37 protein-coding genes are annotated in these 24,862 nt (G+C 48.7%); 10 read left to right on the top strand and 27 right to left on the bottom strand.

Annotated features, from left to right (window positions below; genetic code table 11):
- The 5 genes from ACO0LH_RS11595 to ACO0LH_RS11615 are packed head-to-tail and all read right to left on the bottom strand — an operon-like array spanning window position 1 to window position 2,924.
- Window positions 1-948 carry a phage Gp37/Gp68 family protein gene (locus tag ACO0LH_RS11595; RefSeq protein ID WP_422941243.1) on the bottom strand — a complete coding sequence of 316 codons (948 nt, stop codon included), beginning with the start codon at window positions 946-948 and terminating at the stop codon, window positions 1-3.
- Window positions 945-1,316 (bottom strand): hypothetical protein, encoded by a 372-nt coding sequence (locus tag ACO0LH_RS11600; protein WP_422941244.1) that lies wholly within the window; start codon window positions 1,314-1,316, stop codon window positions 945-947. Before ACO0LH_RS11600 ends, ACO0LH_RS11595 begins: the two co-directional genes overlap by 4 nt.
- Window positions 1,313-1,957 carry a J domain-containing protein gene (locus tag ACO0LH_RS11605; protein ID WP_422941245.1) on the bottom strand — a complete coding sequence of 215 codons (645 nt, stop codon included), beginning with the start codon at window positions 1,955-1,957 and terminating at the stop codon, window positions 1,313-1,315. The genes ACO0LH_RS11600 and ACO0LH_RS11605 overlap by 4 nt, the downstream gene beginning before the upstream one ends.
- The gene (locus tag ACO0LH_RS11610) at window positions 1,954-2,208 is read right to left on the bottom strand and encodes a hypothetical protein (protein ID WP_422941246.1); all 255 of its coding nucleotides are present in this window, start codon (window positions 2,206-2,208) and stop codon (window positions 1,954-1,956) included. The genes ACO0LH_RS11605 and ACO0LH_RS11610 overlap by 4 nt, the downstream gene beginning before the upstream one ends.
- Window positions 2,205-2,924 (bottom strand): hypothetical protein, encoded by a 720-nt coding sequence (locus ACO0LH_RS11615; protein WP_422941247.1) that lies wholly within the window; start codon window positions 2,922-2,924, stop codon window positions 2,205-2,207. Before ACO0LH_RS11615 ends, ACO0LH_RS11610 begins: the two co-directional genes overlap by 4 nt.
- 35 nt (window positions 2,925-2,959) lie before the next feature.
- On the opposite strand from ACO0LH_RS11615, the gene ACO0LH_RS11620 reads away from it, so the two are divergent.
- A complete protein-coding gene (locus tag ACO0LH_RS11620) occupies window positions 2,960-3,604 on the top strand; it encodes a hypothetical protein (RefSeq protein ID WP_422941248.1) in 645 nt (214 codons plus the stop codon).
- A gap of 33 nt (window positions 3,605-3,637) precedes the next feature.
- Window positions 3,638-3,883, top strand: coding sequence for a hypothetical protein (locus ACO0LH_RS11625; protein ID WP_422941249.1), 246 nt, complete (start codon window positions 3,638-3,640; stop codon window positions 3,881-3,883).
- 2 nt (window positions 3,884-3,885) lie between these two features.
- Here ACO0LH_RS11625 and ACO0LH_RS11630 read toward each other — a convergent pair whose 3' ends face one another.
- The 16 genes from ACO0LH_RS11630 to ACO0LH_RS11705 all read right to left on the bottom strand — a co-directional run bounded on the left by ACO0LH_RS11630 (window position 3,886) and on the right by ACO0LH_RS11705 (window position 15,075).
- A complete protein-coding gene (locus ACO0LH_RS11630; RefSeq protein WP_422941250.1) occupies window positions 3,886-5,691 on the bottom strand; it encodes a DNA cytosine methyltransferase in 1,806 nt (601 codons plus the stop codon).
- Complete coding sequence (locus tag ACO0LH_RS11635) at window positions 5,688-5,996, bottom strand: hypothetical protein (protein WP_422941251.1); 309 nt, start codon at window positions 5,994-5,996, stop codon at window positions 5,688-5,690. The genes ACO0LH_RS11630 and ACO0LH_RS11635 overlap by 4 nt, the downstream gene beginning before the upstream one ends.
- On the bottom strand, window positions 5,993-6,145 hold the full coding sequence (locus tag ACO0LH_RS11640) for a hypothetical protein (RefSeq protein WP_422941252.1): 153 nt from the start codon (window positions 6,143-6,145) through the stop codon (window positions 5,993-5,995). Before ACO0LH_RS11640 ends, ACO0LH_RS11635 begins: the two co-directional genes overlap by 4 nt.
- The gene (locus tag ACO0LH_RS11645) at window positions 6,142-6,858 is read right to left on the bottom strand and encodes a hypothetical protein (protein ID WP_422941253.1); all 717 of its coding nucleotides are present in this window, start codon (window positions 6,856-6,858) and stop codon (window positions 6,142-6,144) included. Before ACO0LH_RS11645 ends, ACO0LH_RS11640 begins: the two co-directional genes overlap by 4 nt.
- Window positions 6,859-6,860: 2 nt before the next feature.
- Window positions 6,861-7,055 carry a hypothetical protein gene (locus ACO0LH_RS11650; RefSeq protein WP_422941254.1) on the bottom strand — a complete coding sequence of 65 codons (195 nt, stop codon included), beginning with the start codon at window positions 7,053-7,055 and terminating at the stop codon, window positions 6,861-6,863.
- On the bottom strand, window positions 7,052-7,945 hold the full coding sequence (locus ACO0LH_RS11655) for a recombination-associated protein RdgC (RefSeq protein WP_422941255.1): 894 nt from the start codon (window positions 7,943-7,945) through the stop codon (window positions 7,052-7,054). Before ACO0LH_RS11655 ends, ACO0LH_RS11650 begins: the two co-directional genes overlap by 4 nt.
- Before the next feature lie 397 nt (window positions 7,946-8,342).
- On the bottom strand, window positions 8,343-9,044 hold the full coding sequence (locus ACO0LH_RS11660) for a hypothetical protein (RefSeq protein WP_422941256.1): 702 nt from the start codon (window positions 9,042-9,044) through the stop codon (window positions 8,343-8,345).
- The gene (locus ACO0LH_RS11665; protein WP_422941257.1) at window positions 9,041-9,292 is read right to left on the bottom strand and encodes a hypothetical protein; all 252 of its coding nucleotides are present in this window, start codon (window positions 9,290-9,292) and stop codon (window positions 9,041-9,043) included. Before ACO0LH_RS11665 ends, ACO0LH_RS11660 begins: the two co-directional genes overlap by 4 nt.
- Before the next feature lie 42 nt (window positions 9,293-9,334).
- Complete coding sequence (locus tag ACO0LH_RS11670; protein ID WP_422941258.1) at window positions 9,335-9,601, bottom strand: KTSC domain-containing protein; 267 nt, start codon at window positions 9,599-9,601, stop codon at window positions 9,335-9,337.
- 33 nt (window positions 9,602-9,634) lie between these two features.
- Window positions 9,635-10,927, bottom strand: a complete 1,293-nt coding sequence (locus ACO0LH_RS11675) for a hypothetical protein (protein ID WP_422941259.1) — start codon at window positions 10,925-10,927, stop codon at window positions 9,635-9,637.
- On the bottom strand, window positions 10,924-11,694 hold the full coding sequence (locus ACO0LH_RS11680) for a lambda exonuclease family protein (protein WP_422941260.1): 771 nt from the start codon (window positions 11,692-11,694) through the stop codon (window positions 10,924-10,926). Before ACO0LH_RS11680 ends, ACO0LH_RS11675 begins: the two co-directional genes overlap by 4 nt.
- Window positions 11,691-12,788, bottom strand: a complete 1,098-nt coding sequence (locus ACO0LH_RS11685; RefSeq protein WP_422941261.1) for a RecT family recombinase — start codon at window positions 12,786-12,788, stop codon at window positions 11,691-11,693. The genes ACO0LH_RS11680 and ACO0LH_RS11685 overlap by 4 nt, the downstream gene beginning before the upstream one ends.
- Window positions 12,789-13,006: 218 nt before the next feature.
- A complete protein-coding gene (locus tag ACO0LH_RS11690; protein WP_422941262.1) occupies window positions 13,007-13,348 on the bottom strand; it encodes a hypothetical protein in 342 nt (113 codons plus the stop codon).
- A gap of 696 nt (window positions 13,349-14,044) precedes the next feature.
- Window positions 14,045-14,197 carry a hypothetical protein gene (locus ACO0LH_RS11695; protein WP_422941263.1) on the bottom strand — a complete coding sequence of 51 codons (153 nt, stop codon included), beginning with the start codon at window positions 14,195-14,197 and terminating at the stop codon, window positions 14,045-14,047.
- A gap of 298 nt (window positions 14,198-14,495) precedes the next feature.
- Window positions 14,496-14,822 (bottom strand): hypothetical protein, encoded by a 327-nt coding sequence (locus ACO0LH_RS11700; RefSeq protein WP_422941264.1) that lies wholly within the window; start codon window positions 14,820-14,822, stop codon window positions 14,496-14,498.
- A 28-nt stretch (window positions 14,823-14,850) separates the two neighbouring features.
- Window positions 14,851-15,075 carry a hypothetical protein gene (locus ACO0LH_RS11705; RefSeq protein ID WP_422941265.1) on the bottom strand — a complete coding sequence of 75 codons (225 nt, stop codon included), beginning with the start codon at window positions 15,073-15,075 and terminating at the stop codon, window positions 14,851-14,853.
- A gap of 272 nt (window positions 15,076-15,347) precedes the next feature.
- Here ACO0LH_RS11705 and ACO0LH_RS11710 point away from each other — a divergent pair, with 272 nt between their 5' ends.
- The 3 genes from ACO0LH_RS11710 (at window position 15,348) to ACO0LH_RS11720 (ending at window position 16,861) form a co-directional block, all read left to right on the top strand.
- Complete coding sequence (locus ACO0LH_RS11710; protein ID WP_422941266.1) at window positions 15,348-16,037, top strand: hypothetical protein; 690 nt, start codon at window positions 15,348-15,350, stop codon at window positions 16,035-16,037.
- 8 nt (window positions 16,038-16,045) lie between these two features.
- Window positions 16,046-16,540, top strand: a complete 495-nt coding sequence (locus ACO0LH_RS11715) for a hypothetical protein (protein ID WP_422941267.1) — start codon at window positions 16,046-16,048, stop codon at window positions 16,538-16,540.
- Between the two features lie 87 nt (window positions 16,541-16,627).
- On the top strand, window positions 16,628-16,861 hold the full coding sequence (locus ACO0LH_RS11720) for a hypothetical protein (RefSeq protein ID WP_422941268.1): 234 nt from the start codon (window positions 16,628-16,630) through the stop codon (window positions 16,859-16,861).
- A gap of 43 nt (window positions 16,862-16,904) precedes the next feature.
- On the opposite strand, the gene ACO0LH_RS11725 is transcribed toward ACO0LH_RS11720, so the two are convergent.
- Window positions 16,905-17,531, bottom strand: coding sequence for a GGDEF domain-containing protein (locus ACO0LH_RS11725; RefSeq protein WP_422941269.1), 627 nt, complete (start codon window positions 17,529-17,531; stop codon window positions 16,905-16,907).
- Here ACO0LH_RS11725 and ACO0LH_RS11730 point away from each other — a divergent pair.
- Window positions 17,530-18,573 carry an IS481 family transposase gene (locus ACO0LH_RS11730; protein ID WP_422941270.1) on the top strand — a complete coding sequence of 348 codons (1,044 nt, stop codon included), beginning with the start codon at window positions 17,530-17,532 and terminating at the stop codon, window positions 18,571-18,573. The genes ACO0LH_RS11725 and ACO0LH_RS11730 overlap by 2 nt on opposite strands.
- Before the next feature lie 58 nt (window positions 18,574-18,631).
- Here ACO0LH_RS11730 and ACO0LH_RS11735 read toward each other — a convergent pair whose 3' ends face one another.
- From ACO0LH_RS11735 to ACO0LH_RS11755, 5 genes are all read right to left on the bottom strand, one after another.
- Complete coding sequence (locus tag ACO0LH_RS11735; protein ID WP_422941271.1) at window positions 18,632-19,879, bottom strand: hypothetical protein; 1,248 nt, start codon at window positions 19,877-19,879, stop codon at window positions 18,632-18,634.
- The gene (locus ACO0LH_RS11740) at window positions 19,880-21,337 is read right to left on the bottom strand and encodes an ATP-binding protein (protein ID WP_422941272.1); all 1,458 of its coding nucleotides are present in this window, start codon (window positions 21,335-21,337) and stop codon (window positions 19,880-19,882) included.
- Window positions 21,338-21,356: 19 nt separating this feature from the next.
- The gene (locus tag ACO0LH_RS11745) at window positions 21,357-22,004 is read right to left on the bottom strand and encodes a response regulator (protein WP_422941273.1); all 648 of its coding nucleotides are present in this window, start codon (window positions 22,002-22,004) and stop codon (window positions 21,357-21,359) included.
- Between the two features lie 401 nt (window positions 22,005-22,405).
- A complete protein-coding gene (locus ACO0LH_RS11750) occupies window positions 22,406-22,744 on the bottom strand; it encodes a helix-turn-helix domain-containing protein (protein ID WP_422941274.1) in 339 nt (112 codons plus the stop codon).
- A gap of 97 nt (window positions 22,745-22,841) precedes the next feature.
- Window positions 22,842-23,324: a helix-turn-helix domain-containing protein gene (locus tag ACO0LH_RS11755; protein ID WP_422941275.1), complete on the bottom strand. Its 483-nt coding sequence runs from the start codon at window positions 23,322-23,324 to the stop codon at window positions 22,842-22,844.
- 84 nt (window positions 23,325-23,408) lie between these two features.
- Between ACO0LH_RS11755 and ACO0LH_RS11760 the strand changes: the two genes are divergently transcribed.
- The 4 genes from ACO0LH_RS11760 to ACO0LH_RS11775 all read left to right on the top strand — a co-directional run bounded on the left by ACO0LH_RS11760 (window position 23,409) and on the right by ACO0LH_RS11775 (window position 24,816).
- Window positions 23,409-23,660 carry a transcriptional regulator gene (locus ACO0LH_RS11760; RefSeq protein WP_422941276.1) on the top strand — a complete coding sequence of 84 codons (252 nt, stop codon included), beginning with the start codon at window positions 23,409-23,411 and terminating at the stop codon, window positions 23,658-23,660.
- A 70-nt stretch (window positions 23,661-23,730) separates the two neighbouring features.
- Window positions 23,731-23,955: a hypothetical protein gene (locus ACO0LH_RS11765; RefSeq protein ID WP_422941277.1), complete on the top strand. Its 225-nt coding sequence runs from the start codon at window positions 23,731-23,733 to the stop codon at window positions 23,953-23,955.
- Between the two features lie 40 nt (window positions 23,956-23,995).
- Complete coding sequence (locus ACO0LH_RS11770; RefSeq protein ID WP_422941278.1) at window positions 23,996-24,181, top strand: hypothetical protein; 186 nt, start codon at window positions 23,996-23,998, stop codon at window positions 24,179-24,181.
- Between the two features lie 221 nt (window positions 24,182-24,402).
- Window positions 24,403-24,816 carry a hypothetical protein gene (locus ACO0LH_RS11775; protein ID WP_422941279.1) on the top strand — a complete coding sequence of 138 codons (414 nt, stop codon included), beginning with the start codon at window positions 24,403-24,405 and terminating at the stop codon, window positions 24,814-24,816.
- Window positions 24,817-24,862: the final 46 nt, after the last annotated feature.

Below are 24,862 nucleotides of genomic sequence, written 5' to 3' on the forward strand. Positions count from 1 at the left end.
TCATACCTCCGGAAATCCATTGTGCTCAACACCATCGAGCAGGCGGCCAGCGGCTTTTTTGCCCACGTACAGCATGAGAGCAGCATCGCAGCGCGTGGTTGCTGTTGTAGTTGCTCCGTCACGCTCAACATAAATTTCACGTTTGTGCGGAACGTCCAATGGTTGCTCTTGCCATGGATACCACTCTCCCCACTGCTTGTGGAAGTATGGAATACCGGCCGCCTCGCACTGATCGCGCAAGCTTCGCGACCAATCTGGGTGTTTAGGACGCGCACCCGGGCCGCTCTCGCCGCCGTCGATTACCCAGTCCACCTTCGGCAGTGGTGTATAGGCTTCTGCGCGCTTGAGCACATTCGCGGTGATGATCGGGTCGAATTCGTGGTGGCCGTACCCACTGATGGGAATGCGTGTTAGGTCCACCGGTCCCAAGAGCGGCTCCATACTCAGAAAGCGCTTTGTCGCTGGCACGCGCAGCAATTTAGGAATGTCGCGCTCAGCCTCGACCTGATTGACAATCGTTGCACCAAGCCAAACGTTTACTGGCCAGCCGCGTTTCGGGCATGTCCAATCATAGGGCACCATGGCTGTAACGTTGCCAATCCGCTTGGTCAGTAACAGCCAATCAAGATTTGGTGTGGCAGCGATCAAGTTGAACAGATCCGCGCGCCAGTCATCAGAGACTGCGTTATCGAACACATCAGCGAGGCTGGAACAAAACACACGCTGGCGCCGGCCATGCACGGCAAAGAACTCTGCATGTTTCGCATTCCATCGCAAAGGCGTTTTCCAGTTTGTAACTGATGTGCGAGTACGTTCAGAAAAGTCCTTGCCGAACCTTTCGACAAATTTTTTCGCATAGCAGTTATCGCAGCCAGGGCTTATCGCCGTGCATCCGGTCCACCCGTTGAAAGTATGGTCACACCATTCTATATTTGTGTTTTCGCTCATGATCTTTCCGCTTTTTCAATTGCTGCCAGTGCCGCTTGATACACCGGCCGGTCGATACCCAAGGGCTGAACCTCGTTCACCATTTCTTTCAGCGCCGCCAGGGTTTCATCTGAAGTGGCGATTTCAGGCTTGAGCTTGTAGACGTCGACAAACTTCACGCAACATGCATCAATCAGAATTTCAGCACCGTGAACAACACGCAAAAATCCACCTCCCAATTGATCCAGGCGGCCAAGAATCAGGGCTGCACACCGACTTTCGCGGGTGCGTTGATCTTCCTGAAGATATGCATAACGCAGTCTTTCCCGTGTGCGAAAGATTGACCACATGCGTCGGAAATCGTCTGGCGTCGCCATAGCTAAGTTCATATGCCCAGCTCCTTTTTCGCCTCTTCGTAGGCGACGTTTAACTCTGCCATAGACTGGTCAGTGCCACCCATATCCGGATGGCACTGTCTTGCCAGGCTACGAAACTGATTTTTGAGGGTTACAGGATCAATTGCAGCTCCTGGGGCAAACTGAAACACATCACGCCAGGTACGTTTTGTCGATGGCGCGGGAAGGGCAGTAAAGCCTGTGAACGCCCGGTCAAGGATCTGGGCCCCGCCGTGCCGCTCAATCGCCCGCATTGCTTCCAGCGTGGCAGCGATCGCAGCCAGGTTGTTTGCTACTGACGTGTATTGGTCGATAGCCATAACTCGACGGGCACCGGCGCGGGTCTCCCAGTACACAGCGGCACCGTTGTCATTTGGTTCCCGCTCGTTACCGCGTGGCAGGCCATCCAGGCGCAGTTTGATATTTGTACTGATGACGATGTCGTCGCGATGGATGCACATGCGCTCCAGCTCGGCCAGTACGCGGGAAACTGCATCTGCAACGGTTATGTCTTCAGACCTTGCGTACGATGAGCCAGAACGCACCTTACGTGTGCCGAACCTGCCTTCTTTCTGGGAACTGGGCTGTGTGCGCGGCCAGCCAGTTGGCCAAGTTAATGGGTATGCTGTAATCATGTCGTTATTTCTTCTTTCTTTTCAGGTCGATCTGCGCTGTACGCTGTGAATTCTTGGTCGCCGCCGTCTTTCCAGCACTGTTGCGCGTCTTCTTGGCACTCTGGGTGCCAATTGTGATTCTGGAAATTGCCGTCATAAACTGACTTTTCTCGCTCGTAGGCTTCACCAGGTTGTATCGATTGGCCGCACCAGATGCACTTGTGCCTTTTTCTGGCGGTGACCCTTTTCAATTCGAAAAGGTGATAGGTCATGGCGGAACCCTTTGAAACTCAATTACCCAGACCCAGGGATTGGCTAGCCAATTTTCTTCGCCGTTTATGGATTCCCATAGGGTTCGATAGGAATTTCCTGGTATAGCAACTGATCGCGTCCATCCGTTATTTGGCATATAGTTACGCCAAAGGCACGCGCCTTGAATCGCTGGCGGGATTTGTTCAATACCTTCAGCAATGCAGTCAACCTCGTTTGCCCATATGACTTGCAACCGTTCGACACGCACTTTGGTTATGACAAGCTGAATCCGGCTAACCGCGCGCGGCATGAAGATGGAGGGGCGCTTGTACCAGCCAGGCAATGCGCCGCCACGACCAGTTGTCAGTGGCACGTCCGGATTATCTGCTGCGTACTGATAAGCACGACCGCATTCCACCGTCATGTCGATGAAGTGCCATTCATCACGCTTCTTTTTCTCGCTGTAACGCGTCTCCCAGCGGCCGTATGCATAGAATGTTTCGCGCAGCCATATATGTTCGCCAGGCGCGCCATATGGACAATTGCAGGCAAGTGAATGGCCTGGTACAACTGGAACTGACTTGATTCCATCAGTCCACATTGCGCCAAAGGCACTCCAGAACCCATTTTCCTCTTGCTTGGGTTGCGGTTTCATCATCCGTCGCGTTTGTGTCTTGCTCCTATCCAACAGAGCGCGTACCATTGCGCCGGAAAATAGAATAGGATGTTCTTTCATGATACGATTCCTTGAATTTTTGCTATTGGATATTTATGAAAGAGAACATCCTTAAATATGTTGGTAATGCAATATTTGGCCTTGTTTGCTTGCAGGGGCTTGTGGCTCTTGTCCAGGTTATCCGTGGCACACCTATGTGGTCGCAGGAGGCCGCTGGATGGGCTCAAGCAATAGGCTCCGTTGGGACGATTTTCGTCACCGTGATTTTGTTTAAGCGGCAAGTTGATGGATTGGCGAAACATGCTGCTCAAGAAAGAAATTTGAACGTGTTTCAGACTCAATCCAGTTGCTATGCTATATCTGTTGCGGCTGTCGATATGGTTCGAGAACTTCATCACGCATTTACTGGTTTCGAAACGGACATGATTGATTTGGACAAGTATTTTGAAGGCAAGTACAGACCTCAGGCTTTCAACCACATCCAAGATGCACTTGCTGCGATTCCGTTGCATGAGTTGCGTTCGTACGATATGTCTCGCGGAATTTTGGAGATCCGATCCGCCGTTGACATGGCAGAGGTGTTGTCTGCTGAAATAAAAGAAATGAAATTTGCCGTTAATTGGCTGTCTGAGATGGAGCCACAAGTTCTTGAAATGATGGAGATTGCTGATTACGGAATACGACAAGTCGAAGAAGGACTTGAAAAATCGAGGAAACAGCTTAGGATCAAACTTTTTTGATCCTTTCGTTATTAAACAAATTATTTTCATTTGATGATTCACACTTATGATGGTTATTGCCGACCCGAATCGGCTCCTGCAGTGATGTATTACTTCAAAGGCACTATTGAAGAAGGTGGCAATCGTGTACCTTGGCAAGCCGAAGTAAAGCTTGGTGAAGATGTCAAAGGCACTGTTAAAGGCACCGTTGATTCCTCGTCCGAAATCGGCGAGATTCGCCGCGCTGTTGAAATTGCCACTAAAGAGGCAATCAATAGGCTCCACGATCGCGGCCAGTGATTTCATGCAGCTTCGCCTTGCGTCACTGACAAAGCAACCGCCACTGGCTGAACCCAAATTGGCATGGCCGACAGTACGAACGTTTCGCCAGACCATGCCAGCAGTAAGGTAGTGCCCATGACTTCAGCTATTGCTTGAGCCGCCGCTGGTGGTACTGCGTTGCCGATGCGTTCGCGCCAGGCGCTGTCAGACAATCCATCCAGCTCCAGGTACTCCTCTGGCTCAACCAGGCTTTGCAGAGCTGCGAGCTCCAAGGTTGTAAAAGGGCGATGCCAAGTACCATCCAACGACTGGATAATGGCGATCGTCTTTTCATCCATGGCGGGCAGGGTAGCGACGCGCGGATCATCTACTGACCAGCGACCGTTATCCAGGCCAGCCGATGCGCTTACAGCTCCGCAGGCAGAATCCCATGGCACTACACCATAGTGTCCGCCAGTCAGGTATGCGTCACCGGACTTGCGATTCATGCTGGTACGCGGATCCGCCACTGCGAACGCACCTTGGCCAGTCGTGCTGCCAGCGATCACGGTACCAGCAGGCTCGTCAAACTTGGTCACGGCATATTTGCCGAAAGTTGGTCCTACCCGGCGAGGGTCGGCGACTGACATTGCAGCACCAGCAACGTGGCAAGCGCCCGTCACAGATCCAGACTGTCCGTCCCATTTCACAACCCGATACATACCGTTTTGCCTGTTTGCTTTCTCGGGCATACGTGGATCAGCGACAGAGTACTTGCCGCCACCGGGGGCGGACTGAGCGCTGATAACACCCGTTGAGTCTGTCCATGGCAGCACACCGTACTGGCTATATTCGGCAGTGGTAACCAAGCGAGGATCAGCAATTGAGAACGCGCCATTTGTCGCATTTGATTTCCCGCAGACCGTGCCCGAGGTATCAGACCAGTTTTGAACACCAAGGTATCCAGAGCGGTACTCAGGCACAATCAAGTAATCGCTCAGGTGCCCATTGTTCACGGCAAGCTTGTTCAAGCTGCGCCAGTCGCTACCGGCTTCAACAAATGCTAAGCGCACCCATGTTTTCCATTGCAAGCGTGGTATCCGGTGCATTGGTCCGCCCGCCAAGTCACCTGGCATTGGCATGCGCCCCAGGACATCGCCGACTGCGGCCAGGCGCTTTTTCTCTGGCTCATACAGGAACGGTGGCACTTTTTCCATGTGTCGGGCAACCAGCAAGAAACGCTTGCGCGATTGAGCCAGTCCACCGAGTTCGCCGCAGTCGTGTGTTGTCTCGGCCACTGCGTAACCATACCGGTGCAATAGTTGGTTAATCTGGTCAAGTAGATGACGGCCACGCGTAGCCAGACGCGGCACGTTTTCAAACACGATCAGCTCGACCGGATCATCTGCCCAGGCCTCGGCCATCAGCCAGATGCAACGCAGCGTCAGTTCATTGAGCGCCTGGTATTTGGCTGTCTGACTGAGCTTTTCACTTAACAAACCAGATGCACCTTTGCACGGACTGCTGATAAAAACGATGTTCGGGCTTTCATTGCCAGCGGCGCGGCGGATATCTGCCGGTGTCACTTCGTTCCAGGCTAATGAGGGTTCTTTGCCATGGAAGGCGGTATACTGACCACGCGTGAACAGATCCATGACAGTGCCTGGCCTACCATCGCCCATTTTGTCGAAATCGCGAATTGCTGCCGGGTCCACGTCCACGCCACCGATGCAACGCAGCTTGCCTACCATATTGCCCACGCGAGGCCTGGCTTTGTTAAAGCCTTTCTTGCCGCCACCTAGTCCGCAGCAGAAGTGGAAGTGCTTGATGTCTTTCTCGATGATCATGCAGCCACCTGGCCAGCAAGAATGGCTGTGATATCGGCAATAGACAGGTTAGTAACCTCTGTAATCGAGATTGCTAGGGTTGCGCCGACAGGCAAGCGCTTGTGCCTAATTTTGCTGATGACTGGTGGTGCAACTTCCAGCAAACGAGCCAGGCCTGCATCGTTACGCAGTTCCGCAGCTTTTGTGACCATGTCGAGCAGCTTGTTTTGCGATACAAACGTTGCGGTTTCTGATGCCTTGGCAAACGTGTATTTCTCTGGTACTGCCGTGCCTGTCGTACCGGCACCAAATGTAATTGCTCTCATGCTGGTTGCTCCTGTTCTTGTATGGTTTGTTTTACTGTTGCCACTGGGATGCCGAGCTTTTCGGCTGTCCAATGCGCCGCCTGGTCTGGCGGCTCATGTTGGGCAATGTGGTCGTATTCGCGCTTGATGCGGTCTTTGCTGATGATCATGTTCCGTAGTCAGGGGCGTTTGCATCAAAGTACTTTTGAGCATCGGTGTAATGTTCATCATTAACAGATGGGATCAGGCCAGGACCGTCAAGCGTGTTTTCAATCCACTCCAGGGCTGCTTCAGCGCCTTTCCCGTTCTTCCATTCAATCCAGGTTGCTTGCATGGTGACGATGTTCCTGTCGGCTATCCGGCCAAGTTGCAGAAGGTTTTTCTCCAATTTCGCGATTGCCGCTTTTGTGTGAGTAAGTTCATTGTCTGATTCGGCGATTGGCGGCAACAAATCTTTGGTGTCAATAACGATGCCGCGACAGAATTTCTCTCCTTCGTCAACGATGTCAAACGTCGAATGCGGAATGTCGGTTTTGAATGACCAGGTCCATTCGCTATCGTCTGCACACCAGCGTGCCTGGATCGGTTTCGCTACTTGCTTGCGCTGGAAATAAGTAGCAAGCGTCTCTTCATCTTCATCTGTGATTTCGCCCTCCCATTCAATGTTTGGGCGCCGCACAGTGCCTTTTGCATCAACAGAAAATTGCAGTCCTTCGTATGCCCCTAACTCTTCGCGTTCTACACCGTAAATTTCAACAAGATCATCGCTCGAACCTACGATGACAAGTAAGCCGGATTCTCTTGCTAGCTTTTCCTCTGCGTGGGCGATTTCATCACCGTAGTCGCGGCCATTTAACAGCGCTGCAAATTCTTCTTTCGTCATTTTTATTTCCTATCATTGTTAATTGCAGTATTTGGCTGCATATGTGCACAATTTAATTCAGCACTTTTCCATGCAACATGTGGCAAACCGCCAAAGCCAATGCATTTGCCTTCGCTGTAGACCCGGAACACACTGCTTCCTATACGCTTACACTTGGCATTCGGAAAAATGGTCAGGACAGCTTCTTTTGGCTTCATGTCAACTCGCCACCAAGGGCAAACACGACGTCACTGAGCAAGCTGGCCAGCTCTGCAGTCATCAGCACAAAGTCAGCATCAAACCGCTCGTCCTGGTTGCTGCCCTTGTCCTTGCCTTCTTCCAGCACGTCAAGCGGCTTGATGCGCTTGATCTGCAGCGTGTCGGTCAGAACGAAGCTGATCTTGTCGTCCCAGGTCATAGCCAACTTGGTGCACTGCTTGCCAGCGCTGATGTGCTTTTGCGTGTCGTCTGGCTCCAGCGTGTATCGGACATAGCGCACAGTTGCCTTGTCCTCGGTGGAAGACTTCAGCTCCGTGTCCTGGTCAATCGTGAAACCCTTGGGCGCTTCATTGCCAGCAAGCCAGCCTGTCATTGCAGCCTGTGGTGACGTTTGCGTACGCAGGCCTTCCAGTGGCAGCTTGTCGCAGCACTTCAACAATAGCTTGATGACTTCATCTGCCTTGGACGGGCTGGAAGCATCGATGAGCAGCCAGCGATTCACTGGATCAATCCAAACGGCAGTCTTGGTCTTTACGCCAAATGCGCGCGGCAACAGTTCTTCCGTGATGCGCTCTTTCAGTTCCGTCATGGCCTTGCGACCTGGTGCGAAGCCCTGTTCCTCTTCGAGTTCCAGCGCCCGGGCTTTTGTCACCTGGTTGATGACGGAAGAGGGCAGCAACTTTTTCTCAGTTGCCAACGAGAGCAAAAATTGCTTGTTGACCGCGTGCACCAGTTGATCATTGCCGCGCGGAGAGTCCCAACCCTGGCTTTGCATCTCGTTCGATGCGACTTGCGAAAACTGAATCTTGGCCAGTTGCGCGTGCAATTCGTCGCCGGTGATCCTCCATGGCTGTGTCAGCCTGAATACTTGTAAGTTTTTGAACCACATATCAATTCCTTATGGGATAAGTCTTTGTTGTCCGGCTTTTTCAAGTTCTTCCGGAGTTGGCGGTGTTGGTTTTGGTTGCGGCATATCATCACCATCCGTGGTCTTTAGGCATGCCTTGCAGAACGGTCTGAAAATGCCGCACTCTTTTCCACATGCGCAACAGACGACTTTCGGGCCTTTCATGGGATGCACCAATGTGATCCGCCACAAACTTTGACTGTTTCTGGGTCCCTGAAGTCTTCTGCTGTGCCATACCATTCACTGTCATTTCCGCAGCGCGGACACTCGAAATACAGCACGTTGTCCCGCAAGGTCAGTCCGTCTGGCAGATTCGCTTCATAGACAGCTTGAGCAAGCAGTCTTGCAGTCGCCCGGTTAAAATTTCGTTGCAGCGCGTTCATGTCGTAACGGACTCATCAAGTTTTGCGCTTGCTTTTGCAGCATCGTATTGTTGAATTCCCCAGACAAGCGCATAACAGCACCAAAGGAATCGGAACGTGTATTCCTGTGTAGCTAAGTCGAAACCGTCCCAAACATCGTTAAATTCGAACTGGGCGTTCTCGCCATGGAATTCCTGCCAGTCATCTCCGTTGTGGCGGAAGTCGTTCGCCGAGTCGAAGCATCGCACCGAGTTATCGTCAGTGTTGACAACTTCGGATTCCACTACGGTGCGCAACTCCGCATATGCTGCTGTGAACTTAGTCATTGCTTCAGCATCATCGGTGCACGGCCGATCGTTTTTCTCGCTTTCATCGACCCATGAGCGGACCATGGCCTGAAACATCGCATGGCTGAACTTTCGCACGCCATCCCTGTCAGAGGCCTCGATTTTCTCTGCCCAGTAGGCGTGATCAACAGTGTCCAAAAGCCCATCTTTGCGGAAAAAGGCGAACATATCGTTCGTGCGCTGAAAAACAAACGTTCCCATGTCACCGCTGTAGCATAAAAAACCTGGCCATGTGATCAGATCGAAATACATATTGGTGCTGTCTGGTTGTTTGAATCGGACATGCCGATTCACTCCGTCTTCGCGAATCACGTTCATCACGTGTGTGGCAACATCGCGCAGGAAACGCTCTTTCGTGCAGGCGGCGCTCATGCAACCTCCTTGGGTAACGTCTTCACGCGTTCCAGCAGATAGCAACCAACGATGCCTTGTAACCAGATGACAGCACTGTGGCCACTCAATACCTGGGCTTCACTTGTTGTAACGGTCTGGCGTACTTCCCCACCATCAAGCAGCACCGATACTTCTGTGCCAACTGGATTGGCGTTGTTGAAGTTGTTGCAAACAGCTTGGAGTTTTGCAGTTGCCTTTGCCAGGCTTGCGGTTGAATGTCTGTTCATGGTTGCTGGTCCTCTGTGTTTGGAGCTGGTTGTAGCGGCGAATTAGCTGATTTTCACGAAAGGAAAGCGGTCAGCACATGGCTTGATGTATTTCTTGAAGTACGAACCAAGAGACGCAGCCAAGCGGAATGCTTCAAATGCTGCAGCGTCGAAATCGCTGTAGTGATAGACGCTGCCAGGCGTATCGCCCTTGCCCTTGAACTGGACGGCCAGGCGGTTTGTGGCAGGGCAGTGGCCGATAGCTGCCAGTTGAGATGAAACAACTGGGGACATAGTTATATCCGGCAATGCCTGAGTTTCTGTGGTCATGAGAGCTCCAATAGTTGTTGAGTTTGCTTGTGGTTACGCTGCTTGTTGCTGCGGGACTTTAACCAGGTTGATATGCCTAATCAGCGCAGCGCAGATAGATTCCCAGTCTTTTTCGTGGTAAAGAATTGCCGAACGTTCCTTGGCTGCTGGCTCAAACCCTAAATTGCGTAGGAAGTCCGCAGACAGATTAAAGCCCAGACGAGTGCCGATTTTCCCGAGAGTGAGAGTGGGTACGGCAGTAGGAGCTGCGTGGGCTATCTGTTGAACTTCAACGGCTGCCGGTGTCGTATTGATGCTGACTGTGTCTGCGCTCAAGACCAGCAAATTTTGCTGGACATCGGCGCAGGCAGGACTGGCAACTGATTCAAGAACCGTGGGTTTGGCGTTTTCTGCTGCGGCTTTCGCAGCGATAAGTTCAGCTAACTGACGGTCGATCTCTGCCTGGGCAATACGATTTTTCTCCGCTTGCGCATCTGCTTCCGCTTTCATTTTCGCTGCTGCGACTTCACGCTCACGAAGCGATGCAGCTTCCTGTTCCGCAGCCACAGCAGCAAGACGATCTGCTTCTGCTTTCTGCTCGGCTGCAATACGGTCAACTTCTGCTTGTGCCAGGCGGGCACGCTCGGCGGCAGCTTCGCGTAACTGTTGCAGTTCGATGCGCTCAGCTGCTATGCGGGCAGCTTCAGCTTCAACAGCGACAGCCGACGCCTGGGCGCTGATCAGTTTCGCCATTGCGTCGCTGTGGGCCGCCTTTGCTGCGTCCAAGAGCGCGCCGAAGTCTTCTGTAGGCTCATCAGCGTCCAGGGCGATCAGCATGGCAGCGATCTCTGCGGAAGTCTTACCGATGGCTTGCAATGGCAATTCGCGGATAGCAACCAGACGCTGGCGGATTTCGTCTTGGCGTGCAGCTTCAGCCTTTTTTGCGTCTTCCTTGCGCTTTTCTTCTGCCTTGATCGCGTCGTGAAATTTTGCTTCATATGGCTCAACGATTGCAACCAGGTCTTTGTACCTTGAGTCAAGAAGTTTGCCGATTTCCAGAATCGGTGCTTTACGTGCGGCGCGTGCCTTCTCGCCAGCGATACGAATGTCGTCACGGAAAGCAGCGCGGTATCTGACTGCGGACTCCATCCCGGCGGGCGTGCTGGCATCCGGCGTTATCGCATCAGCCTCGGCCTTTAGTATTTCGAATTTGTCGCTGAATGGCTTGAACACCTCGGCGACGTACTTTATCGGGTCGAGAGTGATCAACTGGCTGGCTGCTGGAAGCACTGTCGCATGCACTGCAACAGCACCTATCGCTTCGTTTTCTGCTTGATGGTTGTTCATGCTGCTTCCTTCAGTCGTAATTGGGTTTCGTTGTAAGTGACCAATTTTTCAAACTCGGCGAGTTCTGTGACCATCTGATCGATATACTCGTCGTCGCGCTGGAATGTGCGCATCCAGAGCTGCTTTTCGATGATCAGCAATGCGGGGCAATACAAGCAGAAGTCCCACCATTTCCGTGCTGTGAGCCACATGCAGCCTTGGACTTGGTCCATGAATTCGCTTGCATCTTTCTCGATGTAGATGCGTTGCAGTCGCTCTGGCGAAATCAGACATTTGTATTCACTCCCGCCATCTTTTCCTATCAGGCCGTCGGCACTGGCACCAAACAAGCGGTCCTCGGAAAGCACGAAGCCTGCGCGCTGTACCATGTGGCCGCTTGCTATTTCGTGTTCTCGACGGGCATCTGGCTCCAGGTCATGACCACGTCGCATTGCATAGGTCTCGAAACTGTCATCGAGCGGCTCACCGCTGATGCGCTCAATAGCCAGGCGGAAGGCGTAGGCCTTGGCGGCTTCGGAAAAATCGCCGACTGGCAGCCCTTCGATGGCGCGTTGAATTGATTCAGCTTTTGGAGGCGCTCGGTATCCAGCAACATCACGGGCTGCACCCTCGGACATACCTGACCGGATTGCGTTGACGTAGGCTTGCTGCTTTTCATCCAGTCCACCTACGCGTGATCGCGCCACCACAAACATACTGGCAGTGATGACGCCAGCGCGAGCTTGATGCCATTCGGCACTTCCCTGATCGCAGTTGAGTACAATCATTTGCCTGCTCCTGCGGCCTCGGCCTTTGCTTTCAGGCTTGGGTAGTCGCCTGCCAAGGCGGTTTGCGTTGCTGGTGACATTCGGCTCCAGGCATCGTTGAAAACGTCGATGCCTTCGTCGGCCAAAACACTAAAGTCTGCCAGGATGGCTTGTTGACTCTCGGTTAGTGGCTTTGCAGCGCTGGCTACCGGTTCGGCATCAATTGTGCGGCCCTGGTCGGCAGCGGTGGCATCAGCTTTCCATCCTTCATGATAAGAAGCTAATGCTTTACGATTTGGCGCACCGGTTTCACTCCAGAATTTCTGGTAGGCGGCAACTCCCTTGGATGCGGCCGATTGTGCCTGCTGGACCAGTTCGTGTGCAGCTTCGGGTACTTGCAAAGGACTAGGAATTTGCTCACCAACTGGAGTTATGTCGCGTATTTCCCGGTTGACTTCTTCCAATTCGTCTGGCGTATAAACACCCAGGATCACGTCTGGCGCATACAGGCGTGTCCAACGTTTAACAGCCAGGTATGCCAACTGCTGTTTTGGATCGGATGCCCACAAAGGCGAGTTACGTACGCTGGCCTGGACCAGAAGCAGATCGAGTATTCGTGGAGTTGATTCACCTTTCAGAGTGCATGACACGCGCACTCCCAATCCATCTTCATCTTCCATACCGTAGTCAGGCACGCGGAATTGATATTCCTTCTTGTCGCCTTTTGCTGGCATTTTGATTACTTTAGTCTTGCCGATGATCTTTTCCCATGCTCCGTACCATTCATACGCAAAGCGGTCTTGCGCTACGCCGCTCGACTGAATAACGGCGTTTACTAACTGCGCTTCGTAGCAAAGAGTATCGTTCACCACGTGCGTTTTCTGGGCTACAGCAAACGGGTTCATTTTCCAGCCGATTGCTTGCATCACGATCGCCATGCAGTCGCCCTTGTTGCCGCGCAAGTGTGTAGGAATAGTTGAGCGTCCTGATGCCATCATTTCGGCAACGCGGTACATACTATCCATGCTGGCGCTATCGAGGATCAGCGCCGCATTATTGGTAGACAGCAGGTTCAAATTTTGATTGTCGACAGGATTCTCGATTACATCGTTCATCACAACTCCGTTTTACTGTTGAGTGTTAATTCTTCTAAATTGTGTTGCGGGCCTTGCGCCAGGCAGTTCGCCAACCATGCCCAAGCCGGCGATAAAACAGGATGTTCTTTATCAAGACCATTTCGGGCCGCCCCATTTGATGGTCAAAAACAGGGCGTGCTTTACTGTGAAACCTGAGTTGCGCCAGTGGCGATATGCGCGGATAGGGTGAGCGTGGGTCATGTTGGTGCCCCTGTTGCCTTGGCAATCGCAGCTGCAATTTTCGACATTGCTTCTTCGTCACATCCGTTTGAAGCTTCCGGAAAACTCTCTTGATACCAGCGCAGTCCATTGCTTGCGTCAATCAATGCATCCAGCAAATCAGGTGCGGCAGCGATCAAGCGAGCATTGTTTTTTTGCTCAACTACCTGCTGCTTATGCGGCCAAGCCCAACTGACAGTGCAAATTCGGCCATATATGTTTTGCCCGCGAGCCATGATATTGAAGGCCAAATCTTTTTTAATTAGATGCCATGGCCCTGGTGTGTGCTGCGCTACCTCAAACTGATCTGCTGTATTCATGCTGCTGATCTCCTGGTTAAATTGGCTGTTGGTAAATGGGCTATCTTCACTTTTTCGAACGTGTCAGCTCGTTTTCACTGAGAGGTTCCGGGTACGGTTATCCGTCCAGATCCGATCATGCATTTACCAACAAATAATCCGGCTCGGTGGGATTCGAACCCACATATCCACCACCGGCGTCGTGCCAGGCTCGATCAACTGCCTTTGACTACTTGAACCGGATTATTTGTTGGCGCTGGGTTACTCTCGTCCCAGCAGTCGCGCTACCGCCATCTTATAAAGCGGAATCCTCGACAGGTGCCGACGGCTGGACATGGCTCCGTCAGGTCTTTATGTGGGGCCTACCACAGTGCCCACTCATGACCGCAGGCATTGCTGATTTCTACGATGCTTTGTAGAGCGACCCTCTCGGGGTGTATTGCTTAGTTGGTTGCCGGTGCGAGTCTCATCTCCGGCGGTACTGCTTCGCGTGCCCGCTAACGCTTGCTACTCACCAACAGGAAAAAGAGGAATACCCCAGTTTGTTAGCTTGTCCCTCTCGGTCAACTCGGTACTGCGACAAGCCTGGCGTCCGTTTTGCTGTGACCCCCTCTTTCCTGTTGGCTCTCCTTTAATACTTCGCTGGCGAGAACGTCCAGTCCGATTTGTCCAGCACGAAAGCGGGCAGGGTGGGTGAGAGTCACCCTGCAGGCGAGACTAGACGCTATAAGCCACAAGCAACCAACCGCTTTCACCGTCAGCCGAAATGGATAGATCAACGGTTGTGATGTATCCCTTTTTTGCAACACGTTTTGCTGCCCGCTTCGCGGAAGGCTCATCCGAAAACCACTCGTCAAATATTTTTTGCATGACAGTCTCCTTTTTGTTTAATTACTTGCTTTAAACAGAACCAGCCTCAAATCTGGAGTTCTACCCGCCGTAACACGGGGAGGCTGGTTTTGTTTAAAAGCCTGTCTCTCCAGGCTGTCACGGCAGCGCCTTCCGTCCACGGCTTGCTCATGGCGTGTTTCGTTCATAGGTTTTCGCGCAGTACAGCGTTACTTGACGTCACGATTCAGCCAGTCTTGCAATCTTCTCTACTCCAATTCATTTGCCGGTTGCGTGCCGGCGTCCATAACTTCAGACCGCTTTACCCGTCAGGGCCAACTTATTCCAAGGCCGCTTTTACTGCCTTCATTGCTGCGTCATAACGCGCCTCAGCATCGTGCTCATTTTCAGCGGTCGCATCTTCATGGCCTACGGTGTCACTGAAGGCGATCGCAGCGCGATAAAATTCAAGCAGAGCTGGTGCCGCAGCAAAAAGCAGGGCGTTCGCTTTTGCTCGCTCAGAAGGCTGTAATGCCTCAAGATTGGTTATCTTTTGGTCTTCGTCATAGATGGGATCAGCTGCCCAGCCGTAGACGATGCCGATGCATTGGCTGTTCATAGCATCAAACAGCGCATTGCCGACAACTTGGATATTTTGTGTGTGCATGGTCTTTTCCGATCGAGCTGGAGTTCAATCAAACGGTCTTTTCAGACCAGTCTTTCATCGCTTTCAGGAGCATGCGGCCGGCACTTTCGAACTTGCCCTGATCAAGCATCGCGGCCATTTTTTCGCATTGTTCCGTGCTGCAATCGGAGAAGGCATCAATCAGCGTTTGGCCGTCCAGTGGCGCTGCTGCGGACTCGATGGCCGGCTGGGCAAAGTGTTCCTTTGGAAGTCCGAAAGGCAGTTGAGTGTTCATCGTTACTCCTGATTGTTTGTTTGCTGCGATGTATGTAAGTATAACCAAAGTAATAAACAAGTCAACAACCAAAGTAATTTAAAATTAAAATATCCATTGTGCATTGCAGCAATTGCTGATGCGGTAAGTTCTAAGTAGGAAATTGGTTTGAATCAGGGAAGGTGGCTTTGCTTGCGTTTCAGCAAGTGTTTAATATTTAGGGCGAGGTAAACACTTACAATTTGCAACAGTATTTGTTATATTTTTAACTTCTTTGAGATTGGTAGGAAAACATGAAAAAATTAATTACCTTGTTTGCTATCGTCGCGGTAATGGGTTGCGAAAAAAAAGGGCCAGTTGTCGAACAAGCGCCAATAGTTCCAGTAAAGCAGGCTGAAGTAAAACCAGCGGAGGTAAAAAAGGTTCCTCAAAAAATTTATGAGGGGCCATTCGGATTAGCAATGGGTATATCGACCGACGAATTAACACGTGATATTGGTTTTGTGAAAGATGCCGATACAAGTTACTTTTTCACAGGAAAAGCGCCAAAACCAATTCCAGGCGTGGAAAACTACATTGCCATAGCCCTTCCTAATCTTGGATTGTGCAAAATTGTCGCCTCAGCCACATATGAAACTGTCAATGACACCGGCGCTCAACTGAAACAGGGTGCTGATAAATTTAAAGAAATGATGGAAACCAAATATGGGGCGCCCTCCAAAAAGGTCGACTTCGCTAACCAAGATGTATATCGAAGAAATCCGCAGTTTTGGATGATGGCGTCCAAAGAAGATTCAGCATCCTACGGTTATCTGTGGCTCGAAAAGAAAGATAACCTTAAACTCCCCAATAATATTGTTTCTATTGGCATATTTGCACAAGCGACTTCCATGAAGGCGGGGTTCGTGAAAATATCATATGAGTTTTCAAATTTCACTGAATGTCAAAAAGAAATGAAAAAAGCCAAGGCTGCAAATTTATGATAAATCATATGAAAAAAATATTTGCTTTCGCTTGTGCTGGGTTCGCGTTCGTCCTCGCTCATGCTTCTGACCTGCCAAATCCCAAATTCACACCTGGCGACCTGAATCCGGAAGTAACCCAGGAAAACATACAGTTAACAGTTTGCGTTAAGGGTTATACCAAAACCATTCGTCCGCCGGCGAGCTATACAAATAAACTCAAGAAGGTCCAGATCAGTCAATACGGCTACGATGACACGAACCCAAAGGAATACGAGGAAGATCACCTGGTCGCGCTCTCAATTGGCGGCGCACCACGATCAGAAAAGAATTTGTGGCCCCAGCCACGAAAGTCCGAATGGTCAGCAGAGAAGAAAGATCAGCTTGAATTCGTTCTGTATAAGAAAGTCTGTGCCAACGAGTTGCCGTTGAAGGTCGCCCAGGAAGCAATGGCAACTGATTGGATTGCTGCATACAAGAACTATGTGCCAACAGGTAAGATGAAGTTTAAAAGCGTTGATTAACCGAAGAAAAAAATATGATATGAAGAGAATCATACTAAAATGCCAGTAGCAGTATTATTTAGTTTTTAACTGGAAAGGTAACTTGCCATGACTACTCCTAAACCTATACCTCCCTTACTTGACTATCTGAATCTGATAGACAGAGATGCTGTTGCTCTTAAAGCGCACAATGAAAATCCTCAAGCCGCAATGACTAATTTTGGCTTGACTCAAGTTGAGCAGGCGGCTATCCATTCTGGCGATAAGCAAATTGTAGCTGACATCATTGGCATTCCAAACGTTCAATATGGCGCGCTAGAAACCCTGGAAATTGGTTATTGATTAGCCGTTGAACTGAAAGATATGTCGACGAGTTGTCGCAATCCTAGCCGTTGACACTATTGCCGCCAATCCCTTTTGCAAAAAGCAGCGCGCCACGCGCTGCATTTAGTGTATCTTCAAAAGTTGTCAAGCCTTGAGTATCAATTGTTGCAACGCCGAGGCTGGCTGTTAATTTAACGCCTGGTGCCCGTTTCTCAATGTCCATCTCTAAAATGGCTAGGCGACATTGCTCAGCCAAACGCAAGGCCATCTCACTACTTGCACCGACCAGGCAAATTGCAAATTCATCGCCTTGCATCCGGCCAAATAAATCTTCTTCGTCCAGTAACGTTTTAATTTTTGAACACACTTCAGCGAGGATGTAATCCCCAACTGTAAATCCGTAGGTGGCGTTGATTTTTCTGAAGCGGTCCAGGTCCAACAGGACAATAGCGATCGGCTCCAGTCGTTTTGCAATTTTCTCAGAGACACAAGATATGAAATAGGATCTTTCAAGAACTTGTGTTAGTTGATCGATCTGGGCGGCTTTGGTTAAATTTTTTCTCTGTTTATTTGTATTAGTTTCGATTTGATCTGACAGAAGGTCCTTGCAAAAGGAGAGATTACCCGGTTTGATAGAGGTGCGAATCTTTATAAAACCAGCACGAAAGTGCCATAGGAGTAATCTCATGAATAGTATTTCTCAAAATGTCATTAAACACAAGGTTGGGCTGCTCAACCTTGCTGCCGAACTAGGTAACGTGTCCCGAGCCTGCAAAGTAATGGGTTTTTCGAGGGACACGTTTTACCGTTATCAGTCTGCCGTTGAGAGCGGTGGAGTTGAAGCTCTGATCGATTCCAACCGGAGGAAGCCAAATCTGCGCAATCGTGTTGATGATGTCGTTGAAGACGCAGTTAAAGCGTTTGCAATTGAACAGCCAGCATTTGGCCAGGTTAGAGTTTCCAATGAGCTACGTCGACGTGGAGTGTTTGTGTCGCCCTCTGGCGTGCGTTCAGTCTGGTTGCGACACGATCTCGAATCGTTTAAGAAGCGGCTCTCAGCGCTAGAGAAGCATGTTGCCCAAACGGGTGAAGTTCTGACTGAAGCTCAAGTTGTCGCTCTCGAACGTAAGCAGGATGACGACGTGGCAGTCGGTGAAATTGAAACTGCACATCCTGGTTATCTTGGCAGTCAGGATACGTTTTACGTTGGCACTATCAAGGGCGTTGGGCGTATTTACCAGCAGACATTTGTTGATACCTATTCGAAGGTTGCTACAGCCAAACTCTACAGTACCAAAACCCCGATTACGGCTGCTGACCTACTCAATGACAAGGTATTGCCGCTCTTCGCCGAATACGAAATGGGCTTAATTCGAATCTTGACTGATCGGGGAACCGAGTACTGCGGCAGGCCAGAGTCGCACGATTATCAACTCTATCTTGCGTTAAATGAAATCGAACACACGAAAACCAAGGTGCGTCACCCTCAGACCAACGGCATCTGCGAGCGCTTCCATAAAACCATCCTGAATGAATTTTACCAGGTCACGTTCCGGAAAAAGATTTACTTGTCGATTGATGAGTTGCAGAAAGACCTTGATGACTGGTTGTATTACTACAATCACGAACGTACTCATCAAGGAAAAATGTGTTGTGGTCGTACACCAATTCAAACACTAATTGACGGAAAGGAGGCGTGGCACGATAAAATCACAAAACTAAATAACTGAATTTGATCTGACAATTCCGCACTTCAAACCGGGTGACTGTCAGATCGGGTCGCAACTACTACAGTTTATTAAATACCAAAAGCGCGCCGGCAAACACAAACGTGGCGAGTGCCAGCGATACAGTCATCCAAAGCAATTGCTGCTTGCTTTTCTTTTCCTGATCGTAGTCCGTAACTAGATTTTGTATTTTACCTTCAAGCGCACTTAGGTGCGCGGCGTTTTCACGCGAGTTAAATTTCACCCTCTGGTAAGCAAGTTTTTTTTGAATGTCGTCATCAGTACGCCGTTTTCTATATTCGAACGCGATCTTTAGGTATTCATGTGATGCTGCCAAATTACGTTGTCTCTCTTTGAGCACCGCCATTGTCTCAGCACTAGTTTCAATTTGTTCGACCGATCGCGATGATTTAGCATGTTCAAATGCAAATTTGCCGTATTTTTCAGCAGACTTTAAATCATTTTTTGCCATGAAAGCTTTGCATAAAGACTCTTCAAGTCGCAACCTATATTCCGTTTTATGGTTCAACAACTCAAAATCAGCCACCAACGGGATGCCTAGTTCTATGCCTTGTTCAAAATTACCAGAATTGATCAAATCAATAGTTGCCATCGCTTGCAAAATTTGAGTATGTAGCCTCATACCATGGTCCTTGCACGACGCATCTGCTTCAGGCATAAGAGATCTAGCGCGCAGAACATCTCCTCGCAGGAAATTCAGTTCCACAGTATTTAAAATACCTAGGCACCTCTCCTCCTTACTTTCTTTAAGTTCCAAAATCCGGTTGGCATAGGTTAGGGCATCATCATATGCCTTGAGTAATCGCAGTAAATTGATTGTGCCTTGTAGGTAGTTGGCAATTGCCTTGTTGGTCGTTAATCTATCAGCCAACTTCATACTATTATTCATGACTTCGATGGCTTTTTCATACTCCCCAAGGTCAGCGTATGCTCTAATCAGTTGCCCCAGAAACCGTGCTTTCATTTCTATGTCGGTAACTTCAGCAAGATATGAATTGATAAGTTTTACCCGTTCTTCGTGTTTCCCCTGAAATCCTAGCATTGCTGCATGTTTTACATAGACCCGATCTTTTTGATCCTTGGTGAAAAACGGTTCTAATGCCTTTAATTCAGCCAAGGTGCTCTCAACCTCTTCAAAATTTATTCGAAAATTGCCATCAAACTTATTTAGTAGTTTTTCTACTTTGTCTGTCTGGTTTTGCTCAATCGCAAAAGCGTAGGGCGATAACAGGCATGCGCATCCAAATGACAGAAAAAAAACACAGACAATTTTAAGAAACTTCTTCATCTATATCTCTAAATGAGACTGAATATTTTTGTCGACACTGAACATAACTTTTGAGCCAGTGCCATGCGTAGAGGATACCTCTAATATCCCGCCAATTCCTCCAGATCTTTCTCTCATGCCATCCAAGCCAAAGCCTTGCCTTCGACAGCTGATATCAAAGCCATTGCCGTCGTCTTCTATGCTCAACACGAGCCGATATTGATCTATTTTCTCAATGACAGTCAGGTTAATATTACAATGTGCGGCCTTCGCGTGTTTCGCCACGTTAGATAAGGATTCTTGAACGATTCTGTAGACGGCAATATTGAAATCGTAGTCAAATCGTGGAACATGACCATTCAAAATCAATGAATACTGGCATTCGATATCTGACTTACCTTGTTTGTCTACAAGATCATGAAGCGCCTCCGCCAGGCCGAACTCGTCCAACACATCCGGCCTTAGATTGGAAACCAAGTCTTTTGACAGGGCATATAGGTGATTGGCATTTTTTTCTATGACGTCTAAATTTGACTGCGCGTCACAAAGGTTTACCTCTTGTGTAATTTTTCGCAGGATCGATTTTGTCTGCCGTGCAGTTCCTAAAATGTGCAAGATGACGGTGTTAAATACATCGTGCAAATCAAGAGCGATCACTTTACGTTCATTCTCAATCGCTCCGTTGATACGATGTATCAGCCTCTTATTTTCCGAGTAGGCTTTCTCAAGCAGTACTTTTTGAGATTCGAGTTCTTTTGTTCTGGCCGCGACGTTATTGTTCAACTGTTTTGTAAAATCGGACATGGTCCTCGACATTTCCAAAAATGATTTTTGCATTTGGCCGAGTTCTCCGCCAAGTATTTTTGAAAATTTGATGTGGAAATTTTTACCAGCAATACTTTTTGATGCTACTGATAGTTCAATGACGGCGCCAGCCAACTTTCTTGTGAATAAATAGGAAAGTGAAAGGGTAAGCAAGACAGATATAGACAGGATCCCAAAAATCTTTAACCTGATCTGGCGTTTCTCACTTTCAACAATGGACTTTGCTGAAGTAATGCGGACGTAGCCGATGATTATGTTTTTGTTTGAAGTTTTAAGTTGGTCCCTATCCAGGGGATGAATAGGTAGTACCACGCTGACTGATTCGCCATCAACTTTCACCATCCTGCGACAATCACTCACTTGTACCGAGCGTTCATCTAGAATTTCAATCTCATTGATTTCAGCTGATAAATGCAAACCGGCACAAATCAATTTGTTCAATTCCGCGATGTTTTTGGTCTGCAAAGCGAATTCTGAAGAGTTCGAAATATTTTCACCCAGGCCACGCAAATTACGCTCCAACCGATCGTCGAGTTGGTTAGATATGCTTGAATCAAGAAATGCGCCGGCCAAGCAAGCGGCGAAAAAAATTGGTATAACCGCAATTAAGGGGAAAAACCAACGAAGGGGAAAAATCTTGTGAAGATCTATCATTGAATGAGCTTAAGAGCTTTTAAGGCTCCATCAGGCCATGCGCAATTGCCATTCTTGTGTATTCCTGCAATCTGCTGATATTCAATTTATCTTGTATTTTTTGCCGATGGACTGACACCGTCCGCTTATCGACACATAATTTGTCTGCGATCTCTTCGTTTGTAAGGCCCTCAGCAAGAAGCATAAATACTTCGAATAGGTTTTTCTCTTGCAAAACAATTTTGGGATTCATTTCTGGATTGGTAACCAGCTGCACAGCTTTTTCTAATAGTTCAGGCATGAAGAACTTTTCGCCCTTACTCGCAGCTTGAATCGCTTTTTTGAACGTCTCCGGGTCACAATTTTTTGTTAGAAAGGCTTTTGCACCAGCACGATAGGCCTCACCTATGTACGATGCCTGGTCATATTGACTGATAAAGACAATATTTGCTTCCGGGTGTAACTTAATAATATCGCGCACCACATCAAAGCCAGATTTGTCAGTTCCAAATCGGATATCAAGTAGCAAAACCTGCGGCTTATGTTTGACGTAGGCATCTAACGCCGCATTAGGCGTTTTGCATTCCTCCAGTACAGTCATTCCAGACTCCCCAGCCCAGACACGGTAGAGAGTCAATAACATTTGCTGGTCGTCGGCTGTAACCAGGGTAATCGGCGCAGGGTTCATAAAGATCACTTTAAATGATTAATATTCACATATTACACCGCGATAATTTCATTTACAACAATCAATCTAAACAAACAGGTCTTGAGTATGCAAAACAAACGTAAAAAAATTACTTTATCTTATGACACTAAAATAGATTGCAAAATCATTTAGCATGACATTACAATGCACTATGAATGCGAATTTCGGTAAATAAAAAGGAGGATGCCTCTCTTTTTACATAGGAATCCGGTTTGTTACAACTAAAGCGAAGGGTAAATTAATGAATTCGGAGCAACAGTTGAGCGAACGTCAAATTGAAATACTTGACGCTTTAGAGAGTCTCAACCACTTAGGGCAAGATTTTGCGATAGATTACGTGAAGGGACTGTCTGAGTTTTACCCGACGCGAAAGGCAGAAGTCATTGTTCTAAATTTTGGTGGGCGTGCGAAAAGCGCATAGCGACATCTGCAGCCAAGCGGATGGACGCCTGTCCAGAAGCGTCGCATTGTTTATATTTCTGAATCAGGTCAAATTCAGTTTTATTAAGCAGCGCGTGGCGAACAACTTCACCGCCGTCGTCTTGGCCGGAGATTAGCCAGGCAACAGAGACTTTACATGCTGCCGCCAGTCTATAGGCATCCTCAGCATCAACAGTTTTAGTTCTGTTACTAAGAATTCTATTTAATTTTGAGGTTGAAACGCCCGAAACTTTTGAGAGTTTCACTTGATCAATGAGGCCGCTCGCCTTCATTGCCATATCGAGTCTGCTTGCAATGTCCATTCGCGGATTATGCAAGGCAGAATAGTTATTTCATAAGCATCTCGCAAATTTGCAATAAATTGCAAAACTGTTTTTAATAATACTTCTTGGCCTTGCCGCCGCTCGAAAATTGCTTAATCAATGTAGAAAGCATATTCAGGAAATCTTCATTCTGAAGCACAGACTCAGGAATGTCCAAGTTAGTACTTATAGGCGTCGAAGTTTGCTTATTTAAAGTGTATTGCCGGAGAGTATCTGATACAGCGAATTTCGACCTTATCCTGCCTTCAGCGTCGGTTTCCCGCATCATGGAAATTACGGCATTTATATGCTCATCGGTGCTATGTGAAGGTGTGCCATCTGCCTCGGTAATCGATTCTTCGCCGTCAACAAATAATTTGATAGCATCCAGGCCAAGATAACGTTGCAGTAGCATTCCGATTCGAATATCGGGCGTGGAACCCTTTTCCAACTTCGCAATATTAGCCTGGCTACAGCCCAATACCTTAGCTAGTGACTCTTGAGAGAATCCTAGCTCGATACGTCTTTTCCGAATTGTTTGGCCTGTATTTTCCATTGCTTAAGTTTATTACTAAAGTAATACAAATCAAAATAACCATAGTGTTTGACAAACGATTACTTTGGTTATATTGTGATGCCTATGAGCACACAAAACCAATCGTTTGAAGCACTTCAAGAAGCAATTACGATCGCCGGATCGCAGGTCGCGCTCGCGAACTTGCTGAAAAAGTACAAGCCAAACATCTCTCAATCGCACATTCAGAAATGGTTGAAAAGTCCTGTGGGAGTCCCTTCAGACGGCTGCGTCCTCATTGAAAAAGAAACCGGTATCACTCGTAAATCATTGCGGCCAAATGATTGGGAGAATTTTTGGCCTGAACTCCAGGAGTAAGCACCCATGTGAGCTCTTTCAGTTTCCCCAAATTCGCATTGCACCTGTATCACTATCACTAGGACAAATCATGAACTCTCGCACCATCGTTGTAAAAACCCTGTTGAACGCAGACGAATATCTGGAATTCCAAAATCGCTGTAAAGCAAACGATATTCCTCATTCAAGAATATTACGAACCCTGGCAAACAACTGGGCAAGTAGTACGAATCATATTCGAGCGCGGCGACGTATTGAAAGGCCCATACCTGGCCAGAAAATGGCCATCTTCCCCAACAGGAATATGCGTCTTTGACGGGAAGGGCAAATAACAATGAGACACATGAAAGACAGGAATGAACGACGAAATCGACCAGAAAAAAGAAAGGGTTCTTGTGATGACAAAAAACTGGCGAGAGGCTGACAAAGAAAACATCGGTGCGCGTGGCACACCCAGGGCGGAAGAATGCAAGAGCCGTTTGGTAGCTGCTACGCGCCATCTGCGGGAAGCAATTGACACCTTGGTGAAGGCGGAATCATGACGACACCGACAATTTATGAACTCTTGCGCCTTGAGCTTACTTGGACGCGCATCCTTGTTATTCGTCGTTTAAGGACGCTGCGTGATTTCTTTCAGGGGCAGCCATGAGAAAACTAAATGCCGCATTCGTGATCGTGGCAGGGTTAATCGGATTGTTTTTCAAAGTTGAATATTCCGGATGGGTTCTATTTGTTGGTTGCGTTGCATTTTGGGAAGAATGAAATGTCGACGACATCACTATTAGAACTGCTCAAAGAGCAGTGCGCGCATGTAGTTGAAGGAAACTTTCCCGATAGCTACAAAAAATATTTCACAATTGAAATAGCAACCAGATCTCAATGCGCAAAATTGATTCGCAACTTGCCACTGCCAGTAATTCAAGAAAAGCGTGCACCAGTACAGGGGTATGTAGGTGGCATACCTTGGGATATGCATTTACGCGCTTATGATGCGTATTGCAAGAAATGGAGTCCACAACCAGCATTAATTGAAGGCTGGTGCAGGGGAGGTTTTGGCACTGACGAACTGGACACTTTCATACCTGGTTGGCGCGAGGAATTATCTGAACGCACTGCTTTGCTTGCCCGCATAAAAGATCTGGAAACAGAAATCGCAAAGTTGCGAGGTGAGCAATGACATTCATGAATACCGCCGCACGCACCGAAGAATTACATCGCAAAAA

The sequence above is a fragment of the Undibacterium sp. TJN19 genome (assembly GCF_049339485.1).
GTDB lineage: Bacteria > Pseudomonadota > Gammaproteobacteria > Burkholderiales > Burkholderiaceae_D > Undibacterium.